This is a genomic window from Delftia sp. DS1230 (assembly GCF_040112715.1).
Classification (GTDB): domain Bacteria; phylum Pseudomonadota; class Gammaproteobacteria; order Burkholderiales; family Burkholderiaceae_C; genus Comamonas; species Comamonas tsuruhatensis.
In genome coordinates, this window is record NZ_CP157763.1 from 524,826 (window position 1) to 540,692 (window position 15,867).

The window sequence follows — 15,867 nt, forward strand, 5'->3', positions numbered from 1 at the left end:
GGCCTGGCGGGGTCACGGACATGACGTCCTGGGGCAGACCCCTAGAATGACGCCATGCCGCTTCGCCTGCCCTCCACCTTGGCTGCCTGCGCCCGCTGGGCGCTGGGCCTGTGGCTGTGCGTGGCGCTGGCATCGGCGTTTGCGCCGCTGGCGCGTGCCTCGGGCTGGGAGCGCCTGTGCTCGGCCGCTGGCGAATCGGTCTGGGTGCCCTCGCCGGCCGGTCAGGACAATGCCCTGGCCGGAAGCCACGGCATCGACTGCCCGCTGTGCCTGCCCCCGCTGGCGCCGCCGCCCGCCCGGTGCAGTGCGGCCCCGGCACCGCTGGTGGCAGATGCGCAGCCACGGGCGCACCCGGCCTCCGTCCACAGCGTGGCCATGCCGGCCCTGCCCCAGGCCCGCGCACCGCCCCGGTGACTCCCGGATTCACTCCCGCTTCCTTCGCTTGGCCAACCCTTTTTGCAAGGCACGAAGACCGTGCCGCAATGCATTGAAATTTCTGGAGAAACCGTGATGACACTGCGTCAATGGACCACCCCTTTCCTGATCGCCGCCTCCCTGTCCATGGGCCTGGCCCATGCCCATGCCGATGCGGCCCATGTCAAGGCCGACGCCGCCTGGGCGCGTGCCAGCGTGCCGGGCCAGCAGGCCACGGGCGCCTTCATGCGCCTGACGGCCGAGGAGCCGCTGCGCCTGGTGGGCGTGGAGTCGCCCGCCGCCGGCGTGGCCGAGGTGCATGAAATGAAGATGGAAGGCGATGTGATGCGCATGCGCGCCATCGACGGCCTGGACCTGCCCAAGGGCGTGGCCGTGGATCTGAAGCCCGGCGGCTACCACGTCATGCTGCAGCAGCTCAAGAGCCCGCTGCTCAAGGACAGTCAGGTACCCATCACCCTGGTGTTCAAGGACGCCAAGGGCGAGACCTCGCGCCTGAGCCTGCAGGTCCCCGTGCGCGCCATGGCGCCCGGCGCAGGTGCGGCATCGGCTGCGCAGGGCGGCGCGCATGGCGGACATGGCGGACATGCCGGCCACTCCCACTGAGCTTTTTGTCATCCACCGGGTTTGTGCGCAGCGGGCCGTGCATGACTTGCGATGGACTTGGCGTGTGCCTGGGTTAAGCTGAGCGCATGGCCGGTGTGCTTCACCGGCATGTTCTTCCAACCCAGTCCTAGCGAGTGCTGCCATGAGTGATGCGTCCTCCTTCGGTTTCGGCAAGTTCATCCCCGGTTTCGACTTCCTGCAGGGCCTGGCCCAGAGTGCAGGATCGGCCACCGCCCGGCCCCTGGGGCGCCTGCCCGAATGGGTGGCGCCCACGGTGAGCATCGAAGAGGTGGACAAGCGCATCACCGAACTCAAGGCCGTGCAGTTCTGGCTCGACCAGAACGGCAAGGCGCTGGCCGCCACCATCCAGGCCCTGGAAGTGCAGCGCATGACGCTGTCCACCTTGCAGGGCATGAACGTCAGCATGGGCGAGCTGGCGCAGGCCTTCCAGTTCCCTGCAGCCGCAACCGCCGCGGCCACCGCTGCGGCCAAGGGCGCCGCCAGCGCGGGGCAGGGCGACCTTTCGGACTGGCCCATGTCCTCGGCCGCCAGCCGGGCGAGCAAGAAGGAAAAGCCGCAGCCCGAGCCCGCACAGGCCGCTGCCGCGCCGCCTGCAGCCCCCGAGGCGGCCAAGGCCGCCGACAGACCCGCAGCCGCAGAGACTGCGGCGCCCAAGGACGAGTCCGCCCAGGCCGCCGCCATGGGCCAGGCCATGCAGTGGTGGGGCGCGTTGACCCAGCAATTCCAGCAGATCGCCGCCAAGGCCATGGCCGAGCCCATGGCCCCGGAGGCCGTGGCGGCCGTGGCGGCCGCCCAGCGCGCCACCGGCATGGCCGGGGACCTGGCCAAGGCCACCATGGACCGCATGGCGGCACAGGCCAGCGCCTTTGCTGCGCAGGCGGGCAAGGCGGCGGCGGTCTCCCCTGCCAAGGCGCCGTCCGCAAAGCCGGCGGCCAAGGCTGCGGCGCAGGCCGAAGCCCCCAGGACCGCTGCCAAGGCTCCCGCCAAAGCGGCTGCCAGGAAAACCGCTGCAAAGGCTGGAGCCAAGGCGCCGGCCGCAAGCAAGCCGGCAGCCAAGAGCCGGCCGGCGCGTTGACCGATCGGGCCGGACCCATGGATGCGCAAGGCCCCAGCCACCCGCAAGCCGGGTGCTGGCGGGGCTAGAAAGAAGGTTGGTATGTCGTTGTTTCCTGTAGGCCATGCCAGCCATTCCGACTGGCGCGCCGCGGCCGACGCGGTGCTGCAGCAGCTGCGCTTGCAGATGGCCGGGCCCGGCCACGCGCAGCGGCCCCGTCTGGGACTGGTGTACCTGTCCCATGCGCATGCCGCCCACGCACGGCCGCTGCTGCAGCATCTGGCCAGGGCCCTGCCCCATGTGGCGGACTGGGCCGGCTGCTCGGCCGGCGGCGTTCTGGCCATGTCGCATGAGTACCTTTCAGGAACCGCGCTCGCGGTGATGCTGCTGGATGTACCGGCCGCCCACTACCGCCTGTATTCGGGCCTGGCGCCCCTGCATGCGCCTGGCGGCGAGGCCGGCTTCACCGCCCATTTGGCCCTGGTCCATGCCGCAGGCGGCCAGCCCGAGCTGGCCGAGCTGCTGTACGAGCTGTCCGAGCGCACCGAGTCCGGCCTGCTGTTCGGCGGCGTGGGCGATGACGGAGAAGATGGCGTGGAGGGCGTGCAGATCGCCTGCCGTACCGAGGATCTGCATGCGCAGCATGCGGACGCGCGCGGCATTTTTCGTGGCGGCTTTTCAGGCGTGGCCTTCGGTGCCGGCGTGCCCTGCATCACGGGCATGGCCCAGGGCTGCGTGCCGCTGGGCGAGGGGCTGGAGATCACCGAGGCGCGCGGCGCCCTGGTCACCGGGCTCAATGGCGATCCGGCCCTGCAGCGCCTGCTGCAACTGCTGGGCGTGGAGCTGGAAGGCAGCGACTGGCAGCCCGCGCTGACCACGGTCCGCACCACGCTGGCGGCCATTGCGCCGCCGGGCCGGGGCCTGGCCCACGGCGTGCTGACCGAAGAGGCCCAGGTGCTGACCCTGGTCGGACTGGACCCGCTGCGCCAGGGCGTGGCCCTGTCATCGGCCGTGGAGGCCGGGCATTCGGTGATCTTCTGCCGCCGCCAGGCCCAGGTCGCGCGCCAGGAACTGCTGCAACTGGGCGCTGCGCTGCGCGATGCGGCGGAGCCCGAGGAGGCGGCGCCCGAAGGCGAGGCACAGCCCCGCATCCGTGGCGCCATCTACATCAGTTGCCGGGGCCGCGGCGGCGGCCTGTTCGGCGGCCCCGATGCCGAACTGCGCACCCTGCGCCACGCACTGGGCGATGTGCCATTGATCGGCTTCGTTGCCGAAGCCGAGATCATGGACGCCCGCCTGCACCGCTTCGCCGGGGTGCTGACGGTGTTCACTGCCTAGGCGTCGTACACGCCGTACACACGGTACACACCGTCTGCACCTCAGACCGCGCGCGGGCGCACCGTGCCTGCGCTGCGATCCGGGTCCATGGCTGCGGCTCCCAGAAAATCGAAATCCACGGCCGGCCGCCTGCCGCTGACCAGGTCGGCCAGCGCCATGCCGGAGCCGCAGGCATGGGTCCAGCCCAGCGTGCCGTGGCCGGTGTTCAGGAACAGGTTGGCGATGGGTGAGCGTCCGATCAGCGGCACATTGCTGGGCGTGGCGGGGCGCAGGCCGCTCCAGAACTGGGCGCGGCCGGTATCGCCGGCGCCGGGGAACAGCTGCTGCACGCGCCGCACGATGGCCTCGCAGCGCACGGGGTCCAGGTTGCGGTCGTAGCCGTTGAACTCGGCCGTGCCCGCAATGCGCAGGCGGTCGCCTTGCGCGCCCGTGTAGCGCGAGAACACCAGCTTGAACTCGTCGTCCGTGAGGCTGACCTGATAGGCCTTGGCGGGGTCCAGCACCGGCAGGGTCACGGAGTAGCCCTTGGCCGGATAGATGGGCAGGCGCAACCCCAGCGGCTGGGCCAGCAGCGGGCTGAACGAGCCCATGGCCAGCACATAGGCGTCGCCCTGGATGCGTTCATAGCGGCCCTCGGCATTGGTCACCTCCACATGGTCGATATGGCGGCTGGCGCCCGCGCCCGTGGTGCGCAGCGCCGTCACGTGGTGGCTCTGGCGGAACTGCACGCCCGTGGCGGCGGCGATGCGCGCCAGCTCGCGTGTGAAGAGGTTGGCGTCGCCTGATTCATCCTCGGCCGTATAGGTGGCGCCCGCTATCTGCCCGCGCACATGGGCCAGGGCCGGCTCCAGGCGCACGGCCTCGTCGGCATCGATCAGGCGGCGGTCGCAGCCCAGGGCCTGCATCTGCTCGGTGGGCTTGAGCGCGCCCTCGAACTCGCGGGCGTTCGTATAGAAGTGCAGGATGCCCTGCATGCGCTGCTCGTACTGGATGCCGGTGTCCGATCGCAGCTGCTGCAGGGCCTCGCGGCTGTAGGTGCCCAGGCGAACGATCTGCTGGATGTTGTGGCGCGTGCGCGCGGGCGTGCAGTTGCGCAGGAAGGACAGGCCCCAGAGCCACTGGCGCATGTCGGCGCGCAGGCGGAACAGCAGGGGGGCGTCCTGCCGGCCCAGCCAGCCCAGCAACTTCAGCGGTGCGCCGGGGTTGGCCCAGGGCTCGGCATGGCTGACCGAGATCTGCCCGCCGTTGGCGAAACTGGTTTCGGCGCCGGGCGCTGCCTGGCGGTCGATGACGGTCACTTCATGACCGAGGGATTGCAGATAGTAGGCCGACGTGGTGCCGATCAGACCGGCTCCGAGAACGATGACGCGCATGACGATGCCCTTTCAAAGGCATGTGCCGGGTCACGCGAAAGCTGGCCGCTATGGTCTGGATAGCAGGCAGCCGGCGTCCGTCGTGACGCAGCTGCCGCTCCCCCTGTCCTTGGTACCTGAGAGATTCACCACCGTCCATGGGAACGGGGCTTGCTCCTTCGGTGCGTCGCACATTGCGTGCGGCGGCTCTCCAGACGGCATGTTGTGTTTGCAGTACGGAACCTGAGCGTGTATGGGAGTTTGCGCCTTCGGTGAGGCTCGGCACCGTGGCGCCCGCCTGCTCTCCTGCAGGGGCGATTCTATGGGGCTTGCGCAGCCAGTTCCAGTCGTATTGGGGATACCACCAGTTACCTGTATGTGGTGTGGCTGATTCAGGGTATTCCCTAGATCGCTCAAGTGCCTCCCTCGTAGCGCTGGTACGAGTGTCTGGTTTCATGTAAAAAAACTATTGAAATAGAAAAAAACATGATTTAGCCTATCGATATGTGCAGTGGTTTGTCAGTGCATGTTCTGGTCGATTGGACCTGCATGGGTTAACCATGGGTTGTATATATGTCTGATAGGCGACTTACCGTTGCACAGGTGCGGGTCCATGGAAACTGGTCCGTCACTGAAAAAATACAAGCACGGTGAATATGGTTTGTCGAGGGAGGAATGTTTTGCGTCGCAAACCCGACTGAAGGTGTGTCCGCTCAACGGGCAGTGGAGCAGCGCGCAAGCGTTGATGGAAATCTGCCTTTTTTTGATTGACGCGCAGGATCTGCGCGAAACATTTTGCTTCCAATCTCATCGGCTGCAAGGTGAGTTGTGAGCTCGTGATTCAAATAGAACTATTCGAGGTACGGCGATGCAAATGCGCTGGGTACAACTGATGGCCATTGCCATTGGGAAAATCATTTTCCTGTCATATCTCCTTGAGAAAACGGGGAATATCATGCATGCTCTCAATCGCCTGCCTGGTTCGGCATTTTTTCGCAAGTGGCGTGCAGCGAAGTGCCTTTTCTCTTTGCTGCTGCTTTCATGCGCGGGTATCTCATCCACGGCACTGGCAGCGACCATCGTCTTCACGGTCACCGACAACAGCGATGCTCCCAATGCCAATGCAACGACACCAACCACCTGTGTCAGCACGCTGGGGGGCACCTTTGCTGGCGCATGTACGCTGCGAGCGGCCATTCAGGCAGCCAACTACACGCTGCAAACGCTGGATCCGAGTGCCGATGTTTCCATCGTCTTTGCGCCGACACTGACCACGTCGGTACGGACCATACAGAGCGGGACATCCAAGGATGCGGCGGGAAACCTCCATCCGTATGTCGACAATCAGACGGTTTACGTGCGCTGTGCCAATACATTCATCAGCGGAGCCCAGTCCGGCGCCGTGACGGGAGCCACCAATGCCTGTGGTCAAACCCAGATGATCAGCGGCGGCGATACGGGCACCACCACTGGTGCCGGTGGTGCCTGGTACTGGCTCAAAGGCACCGTGCCAGCCGGCACGGGCTCATTGACCATCGATTTCGGTGGAGTCATACAAGTCCAGAACTGGGCGGACTCCCCCTGGGAAACTTTTTATCTTGGTGGGAAGAACATCACGCTCACCAATTCGCCCAACATGACCTGTGGCGAAGCAGTATTCGTCGTTGGCTCCCCGGCGAACAATGTCACCATTGATCGCGTCGGCCTGGTGAATGTGGCTCCAACTCCTGCGGGAGAGGGGACGCCGTTCAACTGCGAGCTGTACGCGGAGATTCATCAAGGCGCACAAAACGTATTCTTTACCAATAGCACGATCAATTCCGCGATATGGAATGGAAATTACGGCAATAACAAGGGCTCGGCTATTTCCGTTGCTGCAAGCAACGGTGCAGGCATAGTTTCCAACATTGTTGTCGATAATTTCACGGTAACGAATCTGCCCAACCCTATCGGGGGAATGCAGCTCGAGCAGTTCTTCCAGGTCATGTCGAACATGACCGTCAACGGATTGACGATCAAAGATTCGAATATCGCACTGAGCCCGACTGGTGGAAATGCGCCCAGGGCCGTGGTGTCGGTTGATGGAACGATCAACCTGGGCAATGGAATTGGTCTTGCCGTGACGGGTAATACCTTCTCGCTGCCTATTGCCGCCTATACCGCTTCATCGCCAATGCATGTGTCGGCACCAACGGTGAATACGGCAGCCTCAGGCACGATGCAGGTAGTGACGGTGACCGATAACAATTTCACTGGCGGCGGGGACGGGTTGAATATTAGTGGGACGGGTACGGCACCAGGGTTGATTGGCAACAACAAGATGACAAGCCAGTCGAGAAGTGCCATTCGTATCACTACGCATGATTTCTTCAAGATTTCTCAGAACACGCTGTTTTCCGTGCCTGTGGCTGCAAACTCAGGTATCAGTTTGCTGACGACGGCCAATGGACAAACCGGATGGACCCCGACCCTTGGCGTTGGCGCCAGTGACACCGCCGCCTGCACCTGGACATTCAATATCACGGCAAATGCCAATGCGAGCGAGCCGGCACCGTATACGGTGGAAGCCTTTTGGTCGCCGACCGGCGCGGGCGCCAACGACGCGCAGGTCTATCTGGGCTCAGGGACCATGGCCGGAGCCTCGGGAACGCTGACCGTTCCTTCGTATCTCAGCGGCCAGGTGCGAGTCACAGTGACGGACAGCAATTCCGGTGGAGCCCAGACCTCGCAGCTTTCAACGGCGGCAAGCGTCACCGGTTTTCCCTGTGCCCTGAAATCCGGCGTTCTGGCGACGACCAACAATCAACCTGTCGGCAGCAGCGACTTGCTGGAGGTCTACATTGTTGACGGCCAAGGCAATGCCTGGACGGGGGGCAGTGACACCGTCACCTTCGCAGCGCCGCCTGCAGGTGTCACGTTCAATGGCGGCTCCGCCGCAGTCAGCTGCACGACCAACTCCAGCGGAAAGTGCGCGTCTCCCATCAATGCCAGCAGCAGTGTCGCCGGAACATTCACGACACCCGTGACCTTGTCGTCGTCAGTCGCTGGTGCCACATTCTCCAATCTTCCATTGGGTGGAAGTCCGGTATCTGGCGCAGTGACCTATCAGCCTTCGCCGGTTGCTTACAGCTTCACCGGGCTGCCGGCCAGCACGAGTGGGTCTGAAATCGCCGCGAGTCCGCCATCGATTGCGGCCAACGGCGTCTCCACCAGCACCTTGGCCGTGCAGTTGAAGGATGCTTTAGGCAACCTTGTCACCACCTGTACCGATACGGTGGCCTTCACCCTCAATGCGGGGACGCAAGGCGTTCCTGCCGTCAGCGTCACGGGCTGCAGTGCCGGCATGTACACGGGGACGGTGACATCGCCGGTGCTGGTCGGCAGCGGCACCTTCGGGTTCACCATCAACGGGTCTGCGGCTGTTGCCACCGCAACGGTCTCCTATGTGGCCGCAACGCCGAGCACGAGTGCATCGACGATAGTCGCCACACCGACATCGATCGTGGCCAACGGCAGCTCCACCAGCGTGCTGCGCGTGCAACTGGTCGATGCCAGCAGCAATCCGATCAACACCTGCACGAACACGGTGGCATTCACCCTGAACGGCGGAACGCAGGGAACGCCGAGTGTGGGCGCGGCCTCATGTACCGCCGGTATCTATACGGGCACCGTCACATCGCCCACGGCCGTCGGCAGCGGGATCTTCGGATTCACCATCAACGGCTCTGCCGCAGTTGCTACGGCTTCAGTGAGCTACACGGCGGGTCCGCCAAGTACCAGTGCCTCGACCATCGTTGCGAGTCCGACCTCGATCATTGCCAATGGCACTGCAACCAGCACATTGACGGCGCAGCTCAAGGATGCGTCAGGCAATTCGATTGCAACCTGTGCCAATACGGTGGCCTTCACGCTGAACAGCGGAACACAGGGCTCGCCTGCGGTCGGCGCGGGTTCGTGCAGCGCAGGGGTGTACACGGCAACCGTCACGGCACCTACCGCAGTCGGCAGTGGCACCTTTGGTTTCACCATCAATGGCTCGGCCGCCACGGCTACGGCTGTGGTGAACTACACGGCCGGCCCGCCCAGCAATGGCGCGAATGGAAACCTGATCAGTGCCAGTCCGCTCAGCGTTGTCGCAGACAACACTGCCACGAGCTCGATCAGCGTGACCCTGCGCGATGCCAATGGCAATCCCGCCACGGATACGGTGGCGCACACGATTGTCTTCACCAAAACGGGCGTGGGCACGACCACGCCGGCCGCACCCACGTGCACGATCGCGGCCAACGCCAATCCGGCCACCTGCTCCGTGACGGTGAAATCGGCCACGGTCGGCACTGCAAGTTTCACGGCAACGGACAACGGAACGGCCGTGAGCAATGGCAGTCCGGTATCGGTCACCTTCATTGCCGGGCCGCCCAGCAATACAGCCAGTGGCAATCTGCTCAGTGCCACGCCGCTCTCGGTGATGGCCGACGGTACGAGCACCGGCACGGTGACCGTCGCACTGCAGGACGCCAATGGCAATGCAACGGTCGATACGGTCGCCCACACCATCGGCTTTGTCCATACCGGCGCCGGCACACCGTCGGCAACTTCCTGCACGATTGCGGCCAATGCGAATCCAGCGCGCTGCTCCATCACGGTGACATCCACCGTGGCGGGTGCGGCGAGCTTCACAGCCACGGACAACAACGGCACCACCACCCAGAGCGTGGCAAACGGCAGTCCGGCCGTGATCAACTTCACGGCCAATGCCGCCGACCCCGCCAGGTCGGGGGTACGTACCGTCAGCAGTCCGGTCACGGCCAATGGCTCGGCGACAGATGTGCTTGAAGCGTTTGTGGGAGATGTCAACGGCAATCCGGTGGCCGGAAGCGTTGTCACGTTCTCTCCCACCGCAAACATCACCTTCAGCGGTACCTGCACCACCAATGCGGCCGGTACCTGCCAGGTCACCGCCAAGACAACCGTCGCGGGTTCCTACACTTCCGGCGCAAGCATCGCGAGCGGCGCATTGAGCGGCAGCGGCGTCAGCTCCGGTGGCAATACGTACGGTGCGACGGCTGCCTATGTCTTTACGGCAGGTGCCGTCGATCCAGCCAATTCGACCATGTCGGTCGATGTGAACAACCAGGCAGCCGGTGGCGGCCAGGACGTCGTTTCCGTGGTCACCAAGGATGCGTTCGGCAATCCGGTCACCGGCGTTGCCGTGAACTTCAGCGTGACGCCTGCCGGAGCGGCGCCTGCCACCGCCAGTTGCACGACTGCCGGTGCGGCGGCGACCTGCTCGGTGTCGTTCACCAGCGTGACCGCATCGACTTACTCGGCTGCCGCCACGGTGGGGACAGTTGCCATCGGCAACAGCCCGCAATCGATGGCCTTTGTCGCCGGCAATGCCTCGGCAAGCAATTCGGGCCTGCGTGTCGTGAGCGACAACGCGGCTGCAAATGGCACGGCAACCGATGTGGTGGAAGCGTATGTGCGCGATGCCGGTGGCAACCCCAAGGGCGGCGAGGTCGTGACCTTTGCCGGTACTCCCGGCGTGAAGCTGAACGGTGGCGCGGACGGCGCGTCAGCCACTTGCACCACTGGAACAAGCGGCGCAACTTTGGGCATCTGCTCGATCACTGCCACCAGCACAGCGAGTGGTACCTACAGCATCGCCACCAGCATTCCTGCAGGAACCCTGGGTGGCACGTTCACCGTGGGAGCAAACGCGTATTCGCCAAGCGCCGCACAAATTCATTTTGTGAGCGTGGTGAACCTCAGTGTCACCAAGGCCAACCCTGGCAGCCTGACTGTGGGCACGCCCTTCAACTATGCGTTCTCCGTGTCCAATGCCGCCAGTGCCTTCGGTTCCGCCACCAGCGTGACCATCAAGGACCTGGTGCCTGCGGGGATCAGCATCACGGGTGTGCCGACCGGCGCGAACGTGGCCAGTGCGACCTGCACGCCCAACACCTTCCCCTTCGTGGGCAATGGCACGGCGATCCTGTCTTGCACGGTGAACTTCACTGCGGCAGTGGCAGCCGGTGGCAACACCAGCTTCAATCTGCCGGCTGTACCGACGGCTGTGGGTTCGAGCACCAACACGGCCTCCTACGATCCGTCGGGTGGCATCAGCCCGGTCAATCCGACGGCGGGTTGCACGACGGATTGCGCATCGACGCCTTCCACGCCGGTGACGCCTGGTACGCCAGCGTTGACGGTCACCAAGGCCAATCCCGGCAGCCTGGCTGTGGGCACGCCGTTCAACTACGCCTTCACGGTAGCGAATGCGGCTGGAGCGTTTGGCCCTGCCAACAGCGTGACCATCAAGGATCTGGTGCCTGCGGGCATCACCATCACGGGCGTGCCGACCGGCGCAAACGTGGCCAGTGCGACCTGCACGCCCAACACCTTCCCGTTTGCGGGCAATGGCACGGCGATCCTGTCTTGCACGGTGAGCTTCACCACGCCGGTGGCAGCTGGTGGCAACAGCAGCTTCAACCTGCCGGCTGTGCCGACGGCTGTGGGTTCGAGCACCAACACGGCCTCCTACGATCCGTCGGGCGGCATCAGTCCGGTCAATCCGACGGCTGGTTGCACGACAGACTGCGCTTCCACACCGGTGACTCCAGTCACGCCAGGCACGCCAGCGTTGACGGTCACCAAAGCCAACCCGGGTAGCCTGGCTGTGGGCACGCCCTTCAACTACGCCTTCACGGTAGCGAATGCGGCTGGAGCGTTTGGTCCCGCCACCAGCGTGACCATCAAGGATTTGGTGCCTGCAGGCATCAGCATCACGGGTGTGCCGACCGATGCGAACGTGTCCAGTGCGACCTGCACGCCCAACACCTTCCCGTTTGCGGGCAATGGCAGCTCCGTGCTGACGTGTACGGTGAACTTCACTGCGGCAGTGGCAGCGGGTGGCAACAGCAGCTTCAACCTGCCGGCTGTGCCGACGGCTGTGGGTTCGAGCACGAACACGGCCTCCTACGATCCGTCGGGCGGAATCAACCCGGTCAATCCGACGGCCGGCTGCACGACGAACTGCGCATCGACGCCTTCCACGCCGGTGACGCCTGGTACGCCAGCGTTGACGGTCACCAAGGCCAACCCCGGTAGCTTGGCTGTGGGCACGCCCTTCAACTATGCGTTCTCCGTGTCCAATGCCGCCAGTGCCTTCGGTTCCGCCAGCAGCGTGACCATCAAGGACCTGGTGCCGGCAGGCATCAGCATCACGGGCGTGCCGACTGGTGCAAACGTGGCTAGTGCGACCTGCACGCCCAACACCTTCCCGTTTGCGGGCAATGGCAGCTCCGTGCTGACTTGCACAGTGAACTTCACTGCGGCAGTGGCGGCGGGTGGCAACACCAGCTTCAACCTGCCGGCTGTTCCGACGGCGGTGGGTTCGAGCACCAACACGGCCTCCTACGATCCGTCCGGCGGAATCAGCCCGGTCAATCCGACGGCAGGGTGCACGACGAACTGCGCGTCGACACCCACCACACCGGTCACCCCTGGCACGCCTGCGTTGACGGTCACCAAGGCCAACCCCGGTAGCCTGGCTGTGGGCACGCCGTTCAACTACGCCTTCACGGTAGCGAATGCGGCTGGAGCGTTTGGCCCTGCCAACAGCGTGACCATCAAGGATCTGGTGCCTGCGGGCATCACCATCACGGGCGTGCCGACCGGCGCAAACGTGGCCAGTGCGACCTGCACGCCCAACACCTTCCCGTTTGCGGGCAATGGCACGGCGATCCTGTCTTGCACGGTGAGCTTCACCACGCCGGTGGCAGCTGGTGGCAACAGCAGCTTCAACCTGCCGGCTGTGCCGACGGCTGTGGGTTCGAGCACCAACACGGCCTCCTACGATCCGTCGGGCGGCATCAGTCCGGTCAATCCGACGGCTGGTTGCACGACAGACTGCGCTTCCACACCGGTGACTCCAGTCACGCCAGGCACGCCAGCGTTGACGGTCACCAAAGCCAACCCGGGTAGCCTGGCTGTGGGCACGCCCTTCAACTACGCCTTCACGGTAGCGAATGCGGCTGGAGCGTTTGGTCCCGCCACCAGCGTGACCATCAAGGATTTGGTGCCTGCAGGCATCAGCATCACGGGTGTGCCGACCGATGCGAACGTGTCCAGTGCGACCTGCACGCCCAACACCTTCCCGTTTGCGGGCAATGGCAGCTCCGTGCTGACGTGTACGGTGAACTTCACTGCGGCAGTGGCAGCGGGTGGCAACAGCAGCTTCAACCTGCCGGCTGTGCCGACGGCTGTGGGTTCGAGCACCAACACGGCCTCCTACGATCCGTCTGGCGGCATCAGCCCGGTCAATCCGACGGCTGGTTGCACGACAGACTGCGCTTCCACACCGGTGACTCCAGTCACGCCAGGCACGCCTGCGTTGACGGTTACCAAGGCCAACCCCGGCAGCCTGGCTGTGGGGACTGCGTTCAACTACGCCTTCACGGTAGCGAATGCGGCTGGAGCCTTCGGCCCCGCCACCAGCGTGACCATCAAGGACCTGGTGCCTGCAGGCATCAGCATCACGGGCGTGCCGACCGGTGCGAACGTGGCCAGTGCGACCTGCACGCCCAACACCTTCCCGTTTGCGGGTAATGGCAGCTCCGTGCTGACGTGCACGGTGAACTTCACTGCGGCAGTGGCGGCGGGTGGGAACACCAGCTTCAACCTGCCGGCTGTTCCGACGGCGGTGGGTTCGAGCACGAACACGGCCTCCTACGATCCGTCGGGTGGCATCAGCCCGGTCAATCCGACGGCCGGTTGCACGACAGACTGCGCTTCCACACCGGTGACTCCAGTCACGCCTGGTACGCCAGCGCTGACGGTCACCAAGGCCAACCCGGGCAGCTTGGCTGTGGGCACGCCCTTCAACTATGCGTTCTCGGTAGCGAATGCGGCCGGTGCCTTCGGCCCTGCCACCAGCGTGACCATCAAGGACTTGGTGCCTGCGGGTATCAGCATCACGGGCGTGCCGACCGGTGCGAACGTGGCCAGTGCGACCTGCGCGCCCAACACCTTCCCGTTTGCGGGCAATGGCAGCGCCGTCCTGACGTGTACGGTGAACTTCACGACCTCGGTCGCAGCCGGTGCCAGCACCAGCTTCAACCTGCCGGCTGTGCCGACGGCTGTGGGCTCGAGTACGAACACGGCCTCCTACGATCCGTCGGGCGGCATCAGCCCCGTCAATCCGACGGCAGGGTGTACGACAGACTGCGCTTCCACACCGGTGACTCCAGTCACTCCTGGCACGCCTGCGCTGACGGTTACCAAGGCCAACCCGGGTAGCCTGGCTGTGGGGACTGCGTTCAACTACGCGTTCTCCGTGTCCAATGCCGCCAGTGCCTTCGGTCCCGCCACCAGCGTGACCATCAAGGATCTGGTGCCTGCAGGCATCAGCATCACGGGCGTGCCGACCGGTGCGAACGTGGCCAGTGCGACCTGCACGCCCAATACCTTCCCCTTCGTGGGCAATGGCACGGCGATCCTGTCTTGCACGGTGAGCTTCACCACGCCGGTGGCGGCTGGCAGCAACAGCAGCTTCAATCTGCCGGCTGTTCCGACGGCGGTGGGTTCGAGCACGAACACGGCTTCCTACGATCCGTCGGGTGGCATCAGCCCTGTCAATCCGACGGCAGGGTGCACAACAGACTGCGCGTCGACACCCACCACACCGGTCACGCCTGGTACGCCTGCGCTGACGGTCACCAAAGCCAACCCCGGTAGCTTGGCTGTGGGGACTGCGTTCAACTACGCCTTCACGGTAGCGAATGCGGCTGGAGCCTTTGGCCCCGCCACCAGCGTGACCATCAAGGACCTGGTGCCTGCAGGCATCAGCATCACGGGAGTGCCGACCGGCGCGAACGTAGCCAGTGCGACCTGCACGCCAAACACCTTCCCGTTTGCGGGCAATGGCAGCTCCGTGCTGACTTGCACGGTGAACTTCACGGCTTCGGTCGCAGCGGGTGGCAACACCAGCTTCAACCTGCCAGCTGTTCCGACGGCGGTGGGCTCGAGCACGAACACGGCCTCCTACGATCCGTCGGGTGGCATCAGCCCGGTCAATCCGACGGCAGGTTGCACTGTGAACTGTGCATCGACACCAGCAACGCCGGTCACTCCCAGCACGCAGGTGCCGGTGGCTCCGACGCTGACGGTTTCGCCGACCACGGTGGGAGGCTATCCGCAGATTTCCGGCACCGGCACGCCGGGCTACACGATCACGGTGAAGGATGGCTCGACGACACTGTGTACGGCAATCGTCGCGGCCGATCAGACGTGGAGCTGCACGCCAGGCGGCGGCTTGCCGACGCCGGGTCTGCACACGATCAGCGCGACCCAGACCAATCCAGGCAATGGCAATACCGGACCTGCCACAACGACTTCGCTCAACGTGCTCGGAAAGACCTTCACGGGTCCGACAGCCACCGGGGCAGGCAATGCCACGGCGACCTTGAGCGGTGGTGGCGCGGGCTGCGGGTTCGATGTGTCGCAGTCGTCCTTCGTCGCGGCTGCGGCGGGTGCGCCGGGCCAGTTGAGCTTCCCGTACGGCAATGTGCACTTCGTGGCCCGGGGCTGTACGGCCAGCAGCTCGATCACGGTCAGCGTCACCTGGCCGGGGCCGGTGACCGGCATGGCGTACTGGAAGTTCGGTCCAGCGTCCGCAGGGGCGGCGGACTCCTGGTATCAGCCTGCGGGTGCTGTGGTGTCGGGCAATACGACCTCGGTGGTGGTCACCGATGGCGGCCAGGGTGATGACGATCGCGCAGCCAATGGCGTGATCGTGGATCCCAGCGGTCCGGCGCGTGTGGGGGCGGCACCGGGTGCCCGGCCGATCCCTGCCCTCGAACCGCGCATGCTCGCCATGGCCATGCTGCTGATGCTGGCTGCAGGCCTGTGGAATCTGCGCCGTAGACGCGGTTGACACACGGTTGAAGAGGCGCTGAACCATCGCCTGCCGAACCTGTTTCGGCAGGCGATTTCCATTGGGTAGAGGCGCTGCATCCCGGTGGCTCAAGCCTGCACGAAACCCCAGGCCGCCTTGCGGGCCTA

The 15,867-nt window shown here is 64.9% G+C and carries 7 protein-coding genes and 1 riboswitch; of the genes, 6 read left to right on the forward strand and 1 reads right to left on the reverse strand.

Annotated features, from left to right (window positions below; all coding sequences use genetic code 11):
* Positions 1 to 54: 54 nt before the first annotated feature.
* From AAN986_RS02430 to AAN986_RS02445, 4 genes are all read left to right on the forward strand, one after another.
* Positions 55 to 414 carry a hypothetical protein gene (locus AAN986_RS02430; protein WP_047219492.1) on the forward strand — a complete coding sequence of 120 codons (360 nt, stop codon included), beginning with the start codon at positions 55 to 57 and terminating at the stop codon, positions 412 to 414.
* 96 nt (positions 415 to 510) lie between these two features.
* Complete coding sequence (locus AAN986_RS02435) at positions 511 to 1,038, forward strand: copper chaperone PCu(A)C (protein WP_016450406.1); 528 nt, start codon at positions 511 to 513, stop codon at positions 1,036 to 1,038.
* Positions 1,039 to 1,180: 142 nt separating this feature from the next.
* Complete coding sequence (locus tag AAN986_RS02440) at positions 1,181 to 2,134, forward strand: PhaM family polyhydroxyalkanoate granule multifunctional regulatory protein (protein WP_047219491.1); 954 nt, start codon at positions 1,181 to 1,183, stop codon at positions 2,132 to 2,134.
* An 81-nt stretch (positions 2,135 to 2,215) separates the two neighbouring features.
* Complete coding sequence (locus tag AAN986_RS02445; protein WP_047219490.1) at positions 2,216 to 3,451, forward strand: FIST N-terminal domain-containing protein; 1,236 nt, start codon at positions 2,216 to 2,218, stop codon at positions 3,449 to 3,451.
* Between the two features lie 41 nt (positions 3,452 to 3,492).
* Here AAN986_RS02445 and AAN986_RS02450 read toward each other — a convergent pair whose 3' ends face one another.
* Positions 3,493 to 4,824 (reverse strand): D-amino acid dehydrogenase, encoded by a 1,332-nt coding sequence (locus AAN986_RS02450; protein ID WP_047219489.1) that lies wholly within the window; start codon positions 4,822 to 4,824, stop codon positions 3,493 to 3,495.
* A gap of 93 nt (positions 4,825 to 4,917) precedes the next feature.
* Positions 4,918 to 5,028, reverse strand: a riboswitch (glycine riboswitch).
* Between the two features lie 388 nt (positions 5,029 to 5,416).
* Here AAN986_RS02450 and AAN986_RS02455 point away from each other — a divergent pair.
* Both AAN986_RS02455 and AAN986_RS02460 read left to right on the forward strand, forming a co-directional pair.
* Positions 5,417 to 5,635, forward strand: a complete 219-nt coding sequence (locus AAN986_RS02455) for a hypothetical protein (RefSeq protein WP_156180058.1) — start codon at positions 5,417 to 5,419, stop codon at positions 5,633 to 5,635.
* 42 nt (positions 5,636 to 5,677) lie between these two features.
* The gene (locus AAN986_RS02460) at positions 5,678 to 15,739 is read left to right on the forward strand and encodes an invasin domain 3-containing protein (protein WP_349335563.1); all 10,062 of its coding nucleotides are present in this window, start codon (positions 5,678 to 5,680) and stop codon (positions 15,737 to 15,739) included.
* The last annotated feature ends 128 nt before the right edge of the window (positions 15,740 to 15,867 follow it).